This window comes from Pseudomonas sp. B15(2017) (assembly GCF_002113215.1).
In the GTDB taxonomy this organism is placed as follows: domain Bacteria; phylum Pseudomonadota; class Gammaproteobacteria; order Pseudomonadales; family Pseudomonadaceae; genus Aquipseudomonas.
Genome location: NZ_NEJZ01000025.1, coordinates 31,780 through 47,448 on the forward strand (window position 1 = coordinate 31,780; position 15,669 = coordinate 47,448).

The window sequence follows — 15,669 nt, forward strand, 5'->3', positions numbered from 1 at the left end:
GGCTGGTGGCCCCTTCGCGAGCAAGCCCGCTCCCACAGGCGCAATGCATTCAAAATGTGGGAGCGCGCTTGCCCGCGAAGGCGTCCGAAGAAACACCACAAATCATGAGGACTGAATAATGCTCAACCGCTCGCCCACCACCATTTCGGTGATCCAGTCGACGAGAATCGAGGTGTAGGCCTGCTGCGAGGTCGGATCGCTCAGGGCGTGGTCGGCGCCGTCGATGATGCGGTGGGTCAGCGAGTGAGTCTGCTGGCACGCGGCGCGATAACTCATGATCGTCGCGTGAGGCACATAGTCGTCGGTTTCCGATTGCACCAGCAGCACGTCCCCGGTGAATTGCGAGCAGGCGTGCAAGGCGCGGTTGCTGTCGGCACGCACCAGCGTACCGCGATAATCGCGCAGGTCGGCCTTGTCCAGATCGCGCTTGGGCGTGTGCCATTGTTCGTCTCGGTACAGCGCGGGCACCCGCAGCGCCAGCCAGCGCACCGGCCGCAGCGAGGTCAGGATCGAGGCGAGATAACCGCCGTAGCTGGTGCCAACCACCGCGATCGCCGAGGTGTCCAGCGCCGGATGGGCGAGCAGCCGGTCGTAGGCCGCCATCAAGTCACGCAGGTTGTCTTCGCGGGTGACCCGGCTCAGCGGAATGCCGGTGCCGCCGGTGTGCCCGCGCAAGTCGAACGTCAGGCACACGCAGCCCAGGCCGGCGATGCCTTTGGCCCGTTCCAGATCGCGCTCCTGACTGCCACCCCAGCCGTGCACGAACAATACGCCGGGGACTTTCGATTTGGGACTGAGGAACGTCCCGCTCATCTGTTCATCATCAATGTCGATTTGAATGCTTTCGCTTCTAGCCGTCATAGGATTTGACCGTTACGTATTTGAGGAGAAAGTCGCTGTTCTCGGCCGGGCCGCGATACACCTCGATGGCATCCGCCGGCAGAGCCTGATCGGTATAGGTTTCCACCGACGACACGCGGATCGCGCGCATCGAGGGGTCGTTGACGAAGCTTTGCAGCGCCGCCACTTCCGCGCTGCTGGCACCGCCCATGCGCCAGGACTGTTCGAGCACGCCGCTGCGCGGTCGGCCTTCACTGTCCAGGCCTTGGGCGATGTCGTAATTGCGCCGCGAAGCGTAGAAGCGCGGATAGGCTTCGTCCGCCGCCCGGTCGAACACCTGCGCCTGCCGGATCGCCAGACGCACGTCGTCAGCCAGATCCAGCTTTAGTAAGTCCTCATAGCCACCCTGTACCACCAGCAGGTTCGAGCCGCCGTACACCTCTTCGCCGTGGGCGTCCCTGGTCAAGTATTGATCACCGCAGTAACTCAACACTTTGTCGCCGATGAACGACTGCCCAACGCTGTGGGTGGTTACCTGACTCAAGTCCTGCTCCAGTACCACGCCATCGCTGAACAGTTTTTCAGCGTCAGGTCGGGCGAGAATTTCGTCGAACGCATCCAGGCTCTTGATCACTTCCTGTCCGCGCCCTGCACAGGCGTGAATCGGCTTGAGACGGATCGGCCCGCTGTACAAAAGATGTTCGGCGGCGGGCCGCGCATCTTCCAGCGCAAAGACGCTGAGCCCGTCCAGCACCACGGTGCGCACCCGATCGGAAAACAGCGGCGACCAGCCTTGCGGTGCATGAGCCTGATGGCTGCGCAAACCGTGGCTGATGGCTTTGGTGCAGATGAAGTCGTGCTCGACGAAACCGCCCCACAAATCGTCCGGGCCGCTCACGCCCAGTTCGCGAGCCGCCGCGCCGACGAGGGTCTGGGTCGGCAGCAGATAAATATCCCGGCCGCGATGTTTTTCGGCGTCGTAACTGCCGCCAAACTTCAGGCCGAGGATCTGCGCCAGCCATCGCGCGAGGGCCTTGTTGGTCTGCACTTCATGTTGTGGCGCGCCGGGCCGAATCGAATGGGCGACGACCACTTTCCTGCGGGATGTCGGGGTCATGCGTCCCCCTTCCAACGGCGATTTGAATGTAGGTCAGAGGGTGCAGAGATCAGGCCAACGGGCGTTCAGTGGAAACATTCCGTTAATCAGCCACTTGGACACCCCGTGCTGGCACCGCGCCTGTTTCAATCTGCACGACTGCTCTGTCGGCTCCGGCATTTTGCACGACAGGCGGGTTTACTTCGCGACGGTCGGCGGCGGGCTGACGCCGAATCGCGTGCGGTATTCACTCGGCGCCAGCCCGGTGATTTTCTTGAACGTCGCGCGAAAAGCTCCCGGGTCCTGATAACCCACCGTCCAGGCAATATGGTCGATGGTGCCATTGGTGAACTCGAGCATTTCCCGAGCCTTGCCGACCCGCAGGTGCTGACAGTATTCGGTGGGTTTAAGACCGGTCGCCGCACGAAACCGCCGCAGGAAAGTGCGCTCCTCCAGGCCTGCGCGTTCGGCCATCGCCGTCAGTGAGACATCGGTCGCGCCATTGCCTTGCAGCCAGTGCTGAACCTTGAGAATCGCGCCGTCGCCGTGATTGAGAATCGGCGCAAAATTGCTTCCGCACTCGCTTGCGCTGTCGCTGTGTTCCACCACCAGAAACCGCGCAGTGCTGCTGGCGATGCTCGGCCCGAGCAAGCGGTCCACCAGCCGCAATCCAAGCTCGGACCAGGCCATCAGCCCCGCCGTGGTAATCAGGTCACCATCGTCGACAATCGGCGTGTCGGCCTTGAGCCTGATGTTGGGGTAACACTCGGCGAAGGCCTTGGCCGACGTCCAGTGCGTGGTCGCGCTGCGACCGTCGAGCAAGCCGCTTTCAGCCAGCAACCACGAGCCGACACAGACCCCGCCGAGTGTCGCGCCCCGCGCATGTTGCTCACGTAACCAGGGGATCAGACCGGCCGGCATCTGTGCAGCGGAAAAACCGGCGATGGACGGTGGGATCAGTACCGCCAGCAAACCGTTTTCGGCACCGGGAAGGCTGTCGTAAACGCGCACGGGGGGCTGATCACCGTCGACCTGCCAATGACTGATCCGCAGCAGTGGCAGCTGTGCCGTCTGATGCTCGGCAGCGATCCGGTTGGCCACCCCGAACAGATCGGTCAGGCCATGTACCGCCGCCATTTGCGCGCCGGGATAGATCAGCACGCCGAGCTCCGCGACGATCCTTTCAGCAGCCATTGTCAGTTTTCCCCTGTGTATTGTCGGTGCGGCCAATCCTCGAAAACGTGGCCAGCACCAATACTGAATCCACACCCACCCATAACGTCGAGGACACACCCATGGCCAAGCAAGCGCTCATCGTAGTCGATATCCAGAACGACTACTTCCCCCAAGGCAAGTGGCCGCTGGCCGGCGCCGACGCCGCCGCCGACAACGCCGCCCGGTTGATCGCGGCATTCCGCGAGGCCGGCGATTCGGTGGTGCACATCCGCCACGAATTCACCTCGCCCGAGGCGCCGTTTTTCACACCCGGCTCCGAAGGCGCGAAACTGCATCCGAAAGTGCTCAACCGCGCCGACGAGCCGGTAGTGCTCAAGCATTTCGTCAACTCGTTCCGCGAAACCGAACTGCAATCGATCCTCGAAGAACAAGGCATCAAGGAACTGGTGGTGGTCGGCAGCATGAGCCACATGTGCGTCGACGGCATCACCCGTGCGGCGGCAGATCTGGGTTACACCGTCACGGTAATCCACGACGCCTGCGCCACCCGAGACCTGGAATTCAACGGCCTGACCGTGCCTGCCGCCCATGTGCATGCGGCATTCATGTCGGCGCTGGGGTTTGCCTATGCCAGCGTGGTGTCCACCGACGAGTTCCTCGCCGCCAGCCGCTGAGCCCTGCGCGGACACACCCGGAAAAACCTGCGCCCGCCTCGTTGCGGGCGCTTTTGTTTGTGTGTCACAAAAATCTCACGCGTGAGCCATTGATGGCATTTTGATTTGGCTGTAGTGTCGCTCACGCGTGAGATGTTCATAACGGAGTCATCGCCATGAAAAGCCGCTCCCCCGCCACCAAGTCAGAGAGCCCAAAGGGAGTGCGCTCGACACCGTCCGCGAAAAAACCGTCGAGCTTCTACATGAAGCAGATGCGCGCGGGCCTGGCTGCCGCCGGTTATGTGAAACACGAAACTTGGGTGCTTCCGGAAAACCGGAGCTTGCTCAAGCAAATGGAGCAACAGCTACGCCAACCGATTCTGGCTGGCTCTTTCATGTCGGAGAATTACATGAGCGCAGGCAACAACTGGAACATCGATAGCCTCTACAACGCTTTCAAGGCGCTGGACGAGGTGGCTTCGCAAGAGATCACGCTGTCTCTGATCCAGAGCTCCGAACCCAGCCTCAAGCTGGAAATGAACGAATTCGGCGGTCTGCCGATTCACATCGCCCTCGCCGGTCAGCAGATCATCGTCGACACCGTGCTGGTGGACATCGATTCGATCACCGACGTGCGCGCTTTCAACGACGCCGTGCTGCGCAGCCGGGAAATGTTCCCGCTGTCGTCGATCGGCATCGAGACCATGCCCAACGGCCAGACCGTCTACAACATGTTTGGTGCACTGAGTGCCGATTCGAGCCTGACCAACGTGGTCACCGAGGTGAAAACCCTGGTCGACAACGTGCAGCGCGCCAGCGAAGCCTTCGAACACTTCTTCAAGTAATCAACAGGGAATATCCAATGACTCAGTCCATCTGGAGCAAGTTGTTCACCGCGCTGCGCGGCGGCGCCAACGAAGTCGGCGAAGCGATCGCCGACCAACAGGCCCTGCGCATCCTCGATCAGGAAATCCGTGACGCCGACAGCGCGCTGTCCAACGCCCGTCGCGAACTGGTCACCATCATGGCCAAGCACAAACTGTCTGCCGACCGCGTGAGCGAGTACGAAGCCAAGATCAAGGACCTGGAAGCCAAGGCCGTTTCCGCCCTGAACGCCGGCCGTGAAGATCTGGCACTGGAAGTGGCCGAAGCCATCTCGACCCTGACCAACGACCTGGGCGTCGAGAAAAAACAGAGCGACGAGTTCGGCACCTACGCCGACAACATGCGCAAGGACATCAACAAGGCCGAAGCGCGGATCAAGAGCCTGCGCCAGCAAGTGGACATGGCCAAGGCCCGTGAAAGCGTGCAGAAGGCTCAGGTCAGCGCTTCGATCGCCAGCGGCGGCGCCAACGGCAAACTGGAAACCGCTGTCGGCACCCTTAACCGTCTGCAAGCCAAGCAGCAGCAACGCGCGGCCGAGCTGAGTGCTGCCGACGAACTGGCCGATGCTTCGACCGGCAACGACCTGGATCGCAAGCTGCGCGAAGCCGGCATCACGCCGAACGAAGGCAGCGCCAACGCCATCCTCGAGCGTCTGAAGCAAAAGTCCGCCCAGTAACGGCGGCAAGAAAAAAGAAGGGCACCGGGTGCCCTTCTTTTTTGCCTGCCGGTTTGTCACGACGCCGGTACACTAGCGGCGTTTTGCCAACGAATACCTCCACCCGCTTCAAGGAATGTACCCATGGGATGGTTCAAAGATTTGCTCGGCACCAGCAACTGGCAGTCGGCCGCACCGGCGTCCAGGTCTGCCGGCGGCCCGCTCGGACTGGCGCAGGGCAAGGCGATCCGCTTCGACACGACCCTCGGCCTGTTGCTGGAGGGCAGCACCTCGGTACGGGTTCCCGACGCCCAGGCCATCTGGAGCGCCGGCTGGATCGACCTCGGTCAGTCGAACAAACTGCATCGCTACTACCTGAACGATGAAGAATTCTGGGTACAGGTCCATGTCACCGGTGACGACCAGATCGAGTCGGTGACGCTGTTCAATTACGTCAGCTATGTGACGGTCAACAGTAACGCCGAGCTGCAGCGTCTGGCCGGCCCGAACAGCCTGATCGGCCTGCCGACCTATCGCCATGAAGGTGTCGAATACACCCGTGAATGGGGCACCGAACGCGGCCAGACCGAACTGGTGCCGCTCACCGAACAGGTGATCAACCCCGACGAGTCCTACACCATCAACCATCACTCGATGCTCTACGCCCGGGAAACCGGCCTGACCGATCGCCGCGAGCTCTTGCTGTTCTCCGTCGAGCAGGACGAAGAAGGCACGGTCAGCCTGAGCACTTCGCTGGGCATCTCGCTGTACACCACCGACTTGAGCACTATTTAAAAGGAAGTTTTCCATGCTGGAAGCGTTGTCCATTTCCCTGAACAAAGCCGCACTGGTCGGTTTCGTCGCCTACCTGATCGGCGCCGTGCTGCTGTTCATGCTGTTTCAGTTCGTCTACACCCGCGTCACGCCGCACAAGGAATTCGAGCTGATCCGTTCCGGCAACGTTGCCGCCGCCATCGCTCTGTCCGGCGCAATCATTGGCTTCGCGATTCCGGCGAGCAACGTGATCGCTCACTCGATCAACGTCCTCGACTTCGTCCTCTGGGCGGTGATCGCGGCGGTGGTGCAATTGCTGGCGTTCCTGGCGACCGGGCTGGTGCTCAAGGGCACGTCCCAGCGTATTGCCAACGGTGAAATCGCCTCGGGCATTTATGTGGCGGCGGTGGCGATCAGCGTCGGTATGCTCAACGCCGCATGCATGACCCCGTCCTACTGATCGGCAGGAAGCCTGAGATGAAACGAAGCAAGTACGTTCAACTGTCGCTGGCCGCTTCGGTGGCCCTGGCGATTTCCGGTGAAGTGGCCGCCCAGGAACAGCAACGCAACTTCCAGAGCGTCGAACAATGCGTCGACGCCGAAGTGGCACCGGATGTCTGCTCGAACGCCTATGTCGCAGCCCTGGCCGAGCACCGCCGTATTTCCCCGGCCTACGACGACAAGGCTGCCTGCGACGCGGACTTTGCCGCTGACTGGTGTCAGAAAAATTCCGCCGGCCGTTTCGTGCCGAAACTCGGCGGCTTCAAGGTGCCGCAGGACGGTGAGCCGGCGCAGAACCTCGATGCGATCGCCAATGCCCAGATGCCCGCCGGCGACGCCGCCGCCGTGCAGAGCAATCAGACCAGCACTTCGCACTCGTCCAGCGGTGCAGGCAACGGCTGGCTCACCGGATGGCTGATCGGCAATGCCATGAGCAACAACCGCGCGATCGACTCGCGGCCGGTTTACCGTGAGCGCAATACCCGCCAGACCTACGACACCTCGACGCTGAACCGCCGCATCGAATCGGCGCCGAGCCGCAGCCAGCGGGACTACGACAGCGATTACCGCAAACCGGTCAACGTCGCTGCGTCCACCTCCCGTGGCGGCTTCGGCAGCCAGTCCAGCGCACGCAGTGGTTGGGGCGGCTGGGGCCGTTCGAGCAGCTGACCATGAAGAAGATCCACTGCGCCGAGCGCCACGACTGGAAACAGACTGCCGAAAGCCTCGGCTTTCTGTTTCACACCATCGACGACGAGCCGTACTGGGACGAGAGCGCCTACTACCAGTTCACGCTCGCGCAGATCGAGAACGATCTGGAGGATCCAACCACCGAGCTGCACGAGATGTGCATGGACCTGGTCGACCGCGTCGTGCACAGCGAAGAACTGCTGGATCGTCTGAGCATTCCGACGCCGTACTACGACATGATCCGAACGTCCTGGCTGGAAGGTCATCCGCATCTGTACGGGCGCATGGACTTCTCCTACAGCGGCAACGGCCCGGCGAAGCTGCTCGAACTCAACTACGACACGCCCACCAGCCTTTATGAGGCGTCGGCGTTCCAGTGGGGCTGGCTGGAGCAATGCATCGAGCGCGGGCTGCTGCCGCGCCATGCCGACCAGTTCAACAGCATCGACACCCGTCTGCACGAAACCTTTGCCCAACTGAAACTCACGCGGCCGTTTTACTTCGCCTCGATGAAAGACTCGGTGGAAGACAAAGGCACCACGGATTATCTGCGGCTGATCGCAGAGAAAGTCGGCATCGAATCGCGGCATATCGACATCGAAGACATCGGCCTGAGCGCTGACGGTCGTTTCGTGGATCTTGAGGATCGCTGGATCCCGCACCTGTTCAAACTGCACGCCTGGGAATTCATCTTCCACGAGCCGTTCGGCGCGGCGATTGCCGGGTGCGACACCCAGTTTTTTGAACCGGCGTGGAAGTCGATCCTCTCCAACAAGGGCGCCCTGCCCCTGCTATGGGAGTTGCACAAGGGCCATCCGAATCTGCTGGCCGCGCACCTCGACCCGAATCCGGGCAGCGCGGTGCCCAAGGGCTGGGTGCGCAAACCGTACTTCTCCCGGGAAGGCGCCAACATCGAGTTGCAGACCGCCGAAGGTCTGATCGTCAAAGAGGATGGGCCCTACACCGATGCGCCCTTCATCCTGCAGGAATTTGCCCCATTGCCGAAGTTCGACGACAGCTACACGTTGATTGGCTCATGGGTGATCGGCGATCAGGCGGCGGGGATTGGTGTGCGGGAAGACAACAGCCTGATCACCAAGGATTCGAGCCGGTTTCTGCCACATCTGATTCTCGATTGAAAAACCTGCGCGCATGAAAAAGGCCCGTCGCATTCAGCGACGGGCCTTTTTTGTCTGGAGCGGACTCAGCAGCGAATCAGAACGGAATGTCGTCATCGAAGCTGTCGAAATCCGGAGCCGGTTGCGGTGCAGCCTGCTGCGGAGCCGGGGCCGGACGCTGCTGAGGTGCCGACTGCTGCGGACGCGGAGCCTGTTGGCGTGGCGCCTGCTGCTGATAATTGTTGCCACCGCCTTGTTGGTCGCCCTGTTGTGGACGGCCGCCGAGCAGTTGCATGGTACCTTGCATGTCGACCACGATTTCGGTGGTGTAACGTTTGATACCGTCTTTTTCCCACTCACGGGTCTGCAGCTTGCCTTCGATGTAAACCTGCGAACCCTTGCGCAGGTATTCGCCAGCGATCTCGGCAACCTTGCCGAACATCGATACGCGGTGCCACTCGGTCTTCTCGACCTTCTGACCGGTCTGCTTGTCGGTCCACTGCTCGCTGGTCGCCAGACTCAGGTTGGTCACGGCGTTACCGTTGGGCAGGTAGCGTACTTCGGGATCCTGGCCGCAAGTACCGACCAGAATGACTTTGTTAACCCCACGGGCCATAACGTTCTCCTAGGCTTCGCACGCAGTCTGCGCCGGGTTGTTCACCAGGCGTTCGAGAGTGGTGCGATCCATTAATTCGGTGTCCAGTTTGATGTAGATCGCCGCTTCATCAGCAACTATCACTGCATCAGTTACCCCTACGAGGGCCTTGAGACGCTCGACCAGACCCGCTTCGCGGATCGCTTCGGGCGACAGCGGCAGGCGCAGGCTCGTCACGTAGGGAGGTTCGCGCATGGTAACAGCAAAGGCCAGCCAAAGTGCAGCCAGCCCGGCACATCCGAGGAACACAACCGACAGACCGCCATGCTGGAACATCCAGCCGCCGAGAATCCCGCCGAGTGCCGAACCGAGGAACTGACTGGTGGAATACACGCCCATGGCCGTGCCCTTGCCACCCGCCGGTGAAACCTTGCTGATCAGCGACGGCAGCGAAGCTTCCAGCAGATTGAACGCAGTGAAGAACACCACCGTCCCGATCACCAGAGCCCGCAGGCTGTCGCCGAATTGCCAGAAGAATAGCTCAGTGAGCATCAGCGTCATCACGGCGCCGAGCAAAACTCGTTTCATTTTGCGTTTCTTCTCGCCGTAGATAATGAACGGGATCATGGCGAAGAAAGAGATCAGCAAGGCTGTGAGGTAGACCCACCAGTGCTGTTCCTTGGGCAGACCGGCCTTTTCGACCAGCGCCAGGGGCAAAGCGACGAAGCTCGACATCAACATCGCATGTAACACAAAAATGCCCAGATCCAGCCGCAGCAGGTCCGGATGCTTGAGCGTCGGCATCAGCGCCTGGCGCGCAACACCGGATTCGCGATGACTCAGCGGCCCGGTGGATTTCGGCACCATGAACATCACGATCACGATCCCGAGCAGCGCCATGCCGCCGGTAGCAAGGAACAGACCCGACAGACCGAACGCACGGGTGAGCAGCGGGCCGACCACCATCGCTACGGCGAACGACAGGCCGATGGTCATGCCGATCATGGCCATGGCCTTGGTGCGGTGCTGCTCGCGAGTGAGATCGGAAAGCAGCGCCATGACCGCGGCGGAAATAGCACCGGCGCCTTGCAGGATCCGCCCGGCAATCACGCCCCAGATCGAATCGGCCTGAGCCGCCAGCACGCTGCCGAGGGCAAAGACGATCAGCCCGAGGTAAATCACCGGACGCCGGCCGATGCGGTCGGAAATGATCCCGAACGGAATCTGGAAAATCGCCTGGGTCAGGCCGTAAGCGCCGATCGCCAGCCCGATCAGGGCCGGGGTCGCTCCCGCCAGATCCATGCCGTAGGTGGCCAGTACCGGCAACACCATGAACATGCCAAGCATACGGAAGGCGAACACCAGGGCCAGACCGCTCGCCGCGCGGGTCTCGCTGCCACTCATGCGTTCGCTGTGGGGATCGTGCATGGAAAAACCTCGTGTGAACCGGCGGCGATTCTACCAGTCCCATCGAGAGACGGGGTATATCGCGACGCTTTGACGCGTACAGATGAAACTCTCTTCATGTAAGGCAAAAAACCCTTCACTTGATAGTGTGCATCCATCCAGTATTTGGCCGTATACTCCTGTGTTTTCGACGCCCGCCGAGCGAGGCCATTTTGGACAAGATCCTGATTCGTGGGGCCCGCACCCACAACCTGAAGAACATCGACCTGACCCTGCCACGGGACAAACTGATCGTCATCACCGGCCTGTCCGGATCCGGCAAGTCGTCCCTGGCCTTCGACACGCTGTACGCCGAAGGTCAGCGCCGCTATGTCGAATCCCTGTCGGCCTATGCCCGGCAGTTCCTGTCGATGATGGAAAAACCCGACGTCGACACCATCGAAGGCCTGTCGCCGGCGATCTCCATCGAACAGAAGTCGACTTCGCACAACCCGCGTTCCACGGTCGGCACCATCACCGAAATCTACGACTACCTGCGCCTGCTTTATGCCCGCGTCGGTACGCCGCGCTGCCCGGATCACGACATTCCGCTGGAAGCACAGACTGTCAGCCAGATGGTCGACCTGGTGCTGGCTCAGCCGGAAGGCAGCAAGCTGATGCTGCTGGCGCCGGTGATTCGCGAGCGCAAGGGCGAGCACTTGTCGGTGTTCGAGGAACTGCGCGCCCAGGGCTTCGTCCGTGCCCGGGTCAACGGCCGGCTCTGCGAGCTGGACGAACTGCCGAAACTGGATAAACAGAAGAAGCACACGATTGAAGTCGTGGTCGATCGCTTCAAGGTACGCGCCGACCTGCAACAGCGTCTGGCGGAATCCTTCGAGACCGCGCTGAAGCTGGCCGACGGCATCGCCCTGGTGGCGCCGATGGACGACGAGCCGGGCGAAGAAATGATCTTCTCCGCGCGTTTCGCCTGCCCGATCTGCGGCCATGCCATCAGTGAGCTGGAACCCAAGCTGTTTTCCTTCAACAACCCGGCCGGTGCCTGCCCGACCTGCGACGGTCTGGGCGTGAAGCAATTCTTCGACATCAAGCGCCTGGTCAACGGAGAACTGACCCTGGCCGAAGGCGCGATCCGCGGCTGGGACAGGCGCAACGTCTATTACTTCCAGATGCTCGGCTCACTGGCCGCACATTACGGTTTCAGCCTGGAGCAGCCGTTCAACGAGCTGCCGGCCGACCAGCAGAAATACATTCTGCACGGCAGCGGTTCGCAGAGCGTCGATTTCAAATACCTCAACGACCGGGGCGACATCGTCAAGCGCTCGCATCCGTTCGAAGGCATCGTGCCGAACCTCGAGCGCCGCTACCGCGAAACCGAATCGGCGAGCGTGCGCGAAGAACTGGCGAAGTTCCTCAGCACCCAGTCGTGCCCGGATTGCCGTGGCACCCGCCTGCGTCGCGAAGCGCGACACGTGTGGGTCGGCGAGAAAACCCTGCCGGCGGTGACCAACCTGCCGATCGGCGACGCTTGCGACTATTTCGGCGCGCTGAAGATGACCGGTCGCCGTGGTGAAATCGCCGACAAGATTCTCAAGGAGATCCGCGAGCGCCTGCAATTCCTGGTCAACGTCGGTCTCGACTATCTGTCGCTGGATCGTAGTGCCGATACCCTGTCCGGCGGCGAGGCACAGCGCATTCGTCTGGCCAGCCAGATCGGCGCAGGCCTTGTAGGTGTTCTCTATATCCTCGATGAACCCTCCATTGGTCTGCACCAGCGCGACAACGATCGCCTGCTCGGCACCCTCAAGCATCTGCGCGACATCGGCAATACGGTGATCGTGGTCGAACATGATGAAGACGCGATCCGTCTCGCTGACTACGTAGTGGATATCGGCCCCGGCGCCGGCGTTCATGGCGGGCAGATCGTCGCCGAAGGCACGCCGGACGAGGTCATGGCGCATCCGGACTCGCTGACCGGTAAATACCTGTCGGGCCGCGTCAAGATCGAAGTGCCGGCCAAACGCACACCGCGCAACAAGAAGCAGGTGCTGTCGCTCAAGGGCGCGCGGGGCAACAACCTGCGCAACGTAGACCTGGAAATCCCGATCGGCTTGCTGACCTGCGTGACCGGTGTCTCCGGCTCCGGCAAATCGACGCTGATCAACAACACGCTGTTCCCGCTGAGCGCCACGGCACTCAATGGCGCGACCACCCTGGAGGCGGCAGCCCACGACAGCATCAAGGGCTTGGAACATCTGGACAAGGTCGTCGACATCGACCAGAGCCCGATTGGCCGTACGCCGCGCTCCAACCCGGCGACCTATACCGGTCTGTTCACACCGATCCGCGAACTGTTCGCCGGCGTGCCCGAATCCCGCTCCCGTGGTTACGGCCCGGGGCGTTTCTCGTTCAACGTCAAGGGCGGTCGTTGCGAAGCCTGCCAGGGCGACGGTCTGATCAAGGTGGAAATGCACTTCCTGCCGGACATCTACGTTCCGTGTGACGTGTGCAAGAGCAAGCGCTACAACCGCGAAACCCTGGAGATCAAATACAAGGGCAAGAGCATCCACGAAACCCTCGAGATGACCATTGAGGAAGCTCGGGAGTTCTTCGACGCGGTACCGGCGCTGGCGCGCAAGCTGCAAACACTGATGGATGTGGGCCTGTCGTACATCAAGCTCGGGCAGTCGGCGACCACGTTGTCTGGTGGTGAAGCGCAGCGGGTCAAGTTGTCCCGTGAGCTGTCCAAGCGCGACACCGGCAAGACCCTGTACATCCTCGACGAGCCGACCACCGGTCTGCACTTCGCGGACATCCAGCAATTGCTCGACGTACTGCATCGCCTGCGCGACCACGGCAATACTGTGGTGGTGATCGAGCACAACCTCGACGTGATCAAGACAGCCGACTGGCTGGTGGATCTCGGTCCCGAGGGTGGTTCGAAAGGTGGGCAGATCATCGCCACCGGTACGCCGGAGGAAGTGGCCGAGATGAAGCAGTCTCACACCGGGCATTACCTCAAGCCGCTGCTGATCCGCGATCGCGCCTGATCGCCGGACATGAAAAAGCCCCTGTCACTTCGTCAGTAACAGGGGCTTTTTCGTATCCGTTGCGATCAGGAGGCGTGCGACTGCAGATAGTTCTGGATACCGATCAGCTTGATCAGACCCAGCTGCTTTTCAAGCCAGTAGGTGTGATCTTCTTCAGTGTCGTTGAGCTGAACGCGCAAGATTTCGCGGCTGACATAGTCATTGTGTTGTTCGCACAGTTCGATGCCTTTGCACAGCGCGGCACGCACCTTGTACTCAAGGCGCAGATCCGCTTCGAGCATGGTCTCTACCGTGGTACCAACATCCAGGTCATCCGGGCGCATGCGCGGGGTGCCTTCGAGCATCAGGATCCGGCGCATCAGTGCATCGGCGTGACCGGCCTCTTCTTCCATCTCGTGGTTGATTCGTTCGTAGAGCTTGGTGAATCCCCAGTCCTCATACATCCGCGAGTGAACGAAATATTGGTCACGCGCGGCCAGTTCGCCGGTCAGCAACGTGTTGAGGTAATCGATAACGTCTGGGTGGCCTTGCATCGCCCTACATCTCCCTGCTTGAAAGTCTGTAGTTTGAACCAACCTGACTGGAAGGTCACCCACTTCGCGCAATAAAAGCGAAGATATTCTGAGAAAAGCAGCCTAAATAACGCAAAAACCGCCCGAATGAGGGCGGTTCTGCTTCTCGTTTAGACTTCGCTAAGCTGTACGTTAAGCAGCTTTGCGATTGCTTCTCCGTACGCCGGATCGGCCTTGTAGAAATGCTGCAACTGACGGTCGACGACATCACTCGACACACCTGCCATCGCGCCGGCGATATTGCTGACCAGCAACGCTTTCTGTTCCTCGCTCATCAAGCGGAACAGCGCACCGGCGTGGCTGTAATAGTCAGTATCTTCACGGTGATCGTAGCGATCAGCCGCACCGTTCAACGCCAGCGCAGGCTCGGCATAGTGCGGCGCTTGTTTCGGCGACTCTACGTAGCTGTTCGGCTCATAGTTAGGCGCTGCGCCGCCATTGCTGCCAAAAGCCATCGAACCGTCGCGCTGGTAAGTATTCACCGGGCTGCGCGGGGCGTTCACTGGCAGTTGCTGGTGGTTGGTGCCTACGCGGTAGCGGTGGGCATCGGCGTATGCGAATACACGACCCTGCAGCATGCGATCCGGAGACAGACCTACGCCAGGCACCATGTTGCTTGGACCGAACGCAGCTTGCTCGACTTCAGCAAAGTAGTTGAGCGGATTACGGTTCAGTTCCAGCTCACCCACTTCGATCAGTGGAAACTCCTTCTGCGACCAGGTTTTGGTTACGTCGAACGGGTTCTCGTAGTGAGCAGCAGCCTGGGCCTCGGTCATGATCTGGATGCACACGCTCCATTTCGGGAAGTCACCACGCTCGATGGCTTCGAACAGATCGCGCTGGGCGTAATCAGGGTCTGTGCCCGCCAGACGTGCCGCGTCTGCCGGCGCGAGGTTTTTGATCCCTTGCTTGGTCTTGTAGTGCCACTTCACCCAGTGCCGCTCGCCTTGAGCGTTGATAAGGCTGTAGGTGTGGCTGCCGAAGCCGTGCATGTGGCGATAGCCGTCCGGGATCCCGCGATCAGAAAACAGAATGGTGACTTGGTGCAGCGCTTCAGGCGAATGCGACCAGAAGTCCCACATCATCTGCGCGCTTTTCAGGTTGCTTTGCGGCAGGCGTTTCTGGGTGTGGATAAAGTCAGGAAATTTCAGCGGATCGCGAATGAAGAACACCGGCGTGTTGTTGCCAACGATGTCCCAGTTGCCTTCTTCGGTGTAGAACTTGAGGGCGAAGCCACGCGGATCGCGCTCGGTGTCGGCCGAGCCACGCTCGCCACCCACCGTCGAAAAGCGCAGGAAGGTCGGCGTCTGTTTGCCGACAGCAGAGAACAGCTTGGCACTGGTGTACTGCGTAATGTCGCGAGTGACCGTGAAAGTGCCGTATGCGCCCGAACCCTTGGCGTGCACACGACGCTCAGGGATGTTTTCCCGGTTGAAGTGAGCAAGTTTTTCGATCAGATGAAAATCATCGAGCAACAACGGACCACGAGGGCCGGCGGAGCGAGAGTTCTGGTTATCGGCGACAGGTGCGCCACTGGCGGTCGTAAGCGTCTTGTTCTGGCTCATGCGATCTTCTTCCTCTATCGGTCTTGAACTGCCGGCTAATCGGCTTGTTGGGGAGTATCGATCATCAATATGACAGCCACAAATTCATTAACTCG

Annotated in this window: 15 protein-coding genes; 8 read left to right on the forward strand and 7 right to left on the reverse strand. The window is 60.7% G+C overall.

What is annotated here, in order from left to right; translation table 11 throughout:
• Positions 1-102: 102 nt before the first annotated feature.
• From CAF73_RS27680 to CAF73_RS27690, 3 genes are all read right to left on the reverse strand, one after another.
• Positions 103-861, reverse strand: a complete 759-nt coding sequence (locus CAF73_RS27680; RefSeq protein ID WP_085705118.1) for a S9 family peptidase — start codon at positions 859-861, stop codon at positions 103-105.
• Positions 851-1,957, reverse strand: coding sequence for a DUF3182 family protein (locus CAF73_RS27685; RefSeq protein WP_085705120.1), 1,107 nt, complete (start codon positions 1,955-1,957; stop codon positions 851-853). The genes CAF73_RS27680 and CAF73_RS27685 overlap by 11 nt, the downstream gene beginning before the upstream one ends.
• Positions 1,958-2,134: 177 nt before the next feature.
• Complete coding sequence (locus CAF73_RS27690) at positions 2,135-3,130, reverse strand: GlxA family transcriptional regulator (RefSeq protein WP_085697668.1); 996 nt, start codon at positions 3,128-3,130, stop codon at positions 2,135-2,137.
• A 101-nt stretch (positions 3,131-3,231) separates the two neighbouring features.
• Here CAF73_RS27690 and CAF73_RS27695 point away from each other — a divergent pair, with 101 nt between their 5' ends.
• The 7 genes from CAF73_RS27695 to CAF73_RS27725 all read left to right on the forward strand — a co-directional run bounded on the left by CAF73_RS27695 (position 3,232) and on the right by CAF73_RS27725 (position 8,409).
• A complete protein-coding gene (locus tag CAF73_RS27695; protein ID WP_085705122.1) occupies positions 3,232-3,786 on the forward strand; it encodes a cysteine hydrolase family protein in 555 nt (184 codons plus the stop codon).
• Between the two features lie 155 nt (positions 3,787-3,941).
• Complete coding sequence (locus CAF73_RS27700) at positions 3,942-4,610, forward strand: YjfI family protein (RefSeq protein WP_007955624.1); 669 nt, start codon at positions 3,942-3,944, stop codon at positions 4,608-4,610.
• A gap of 17 nt (positions 4,611-4,627) precedes the next feature.
• Positions 4,628-5,326 carry a PspA/IM30 family protein gene (locus CAF73_RS27705; RefSeq protein ID WP_007955625.1) on the forward strand — a complete coding sequence of 233 codons (699 nt, stop codon included), beginning with the start codon at positions 4,628-4,630 and terminating at the stop codon, positions 5,324-5,326.
• 123 nt (positions 5,327-5,449) lie between these two features.
• Positions 5,450-6,100: a DUF2491 family protein gene (locus CAF73_RS27710; protein ID WP_085697670.1), complete on the forward strand. Its 651-nt coding sequence runs from the start codon at positions 5,450-5,452 to the stop codon at positions 6,098-6,100.
• A 13-nt stretch (positions 6,101-6,113) separates the two neighbouring features.
• Positions 6,114-6,539, forward strand: coding sequence for a DUF350 domain-containing protein (locus CAF73_RS27715; RefSeq protein ID WP_085697671.1), 426 nt, complete (start codon positions 6,114-6,116; stop codon positions 6,537-6,539).
• 17 nt (positions 6,540-6,556) lie between these two features.
• Positions 6,557-7,249: a DUF1190 domain-containing protein gene (locus CAF73_RS27720; protein WP_039771974.1), complete on the forward strand. Its 693-nt coding sequence runs from the start codon at positions 6,557-6,559 to the stop codon at positions 7,247-7,249.
• Positions 7,250-7,251: 2 nt separating this feature from the next.
• Complete coding sequence (locus tag CAF73_RS27725) at positions 7,252-8,409, forward strand: glutathionylspermidine synthase family protein (protein ID WP_085705124.1); 1,158 nt, start codon at positions 7,252-7,254, stop codon at positions 8,407-8,409.
• Between the two features lie 76 nt (positions 8,410-8,485).
• Here CAF73_RS27725 and CAF73_RS27730 read toward each other — a convergent pair whose 3' ends face one another.
• Positions 8,486-9,004 (reverse strand): single-stranded DNA-binding protein, encoded by a 519-nt coding sequence (locus CAF73_RS27730; RefSeq protein ID WP_007966163.1) that lies wholly within the window; start codon positions 9,002-9,004, stop codon positions 8,486-8,488.
• A 9-nt stretch (positions 9,005-9,013) separates the two neighbouring features.
• Entirely contained in the window at positions 9,014-10,411 is a 1,398-nt protein-coding gene (locus CAF73_RS27735; RefSeq protein ID WP_085697674.1) for an MFS transporter, read from the reverse strand.
• Between the two features lie 191 nt (positions 10,412-10,602).
• On the opposite strand from CAF73_RS27735, the gene uvrA reads away from it, so the two are divergent.
• Positions 10,603-13,437: an excinuclease ABC subunit UvrA gene (uvrA, locus tag CAF73_RS27740; protein ID WP_085705126.1), complete on the forward strand. Its 2,835-nt coding sequence runs from the start codon at positions 10,603-10,605 to the stop codon at positions 13,435-13,437.
• Positions 13,438-13,502: 65 nt separating this feature from the next.
• Here uvrA and bfr read toward each other — a convergent pair whose 3' ends face one another.
• Together bfr and CAF73_RS27750 are read right to left on the reverse strand one after the other, a co-directional pair.
• Positions 13,503-13,970 (reverse strand): bacterioferritin, encoded by a 468-nt coding sequence (gene bfr, locus CAF73_RS27745; RefSeq protein ID WP_085697676.1) that lies wholly within the window; start codon positions 13,968-13,970, stop codon positions 13,503-13,505.
• Positions 13,971-14,119: 149 nt separating this feature from the next.
• Positions 14,120-15,574, reverse strand: a complete 1,455-nt coding sequence (locus CAF73_RS27750; protein WP_085697677.1) for a catalase — start codon at positions 15,572-15,574, stop codon at positions 14,120-14,122.
• Positions 15,575-15,669 lie beyond the last annotated feature (95 nt).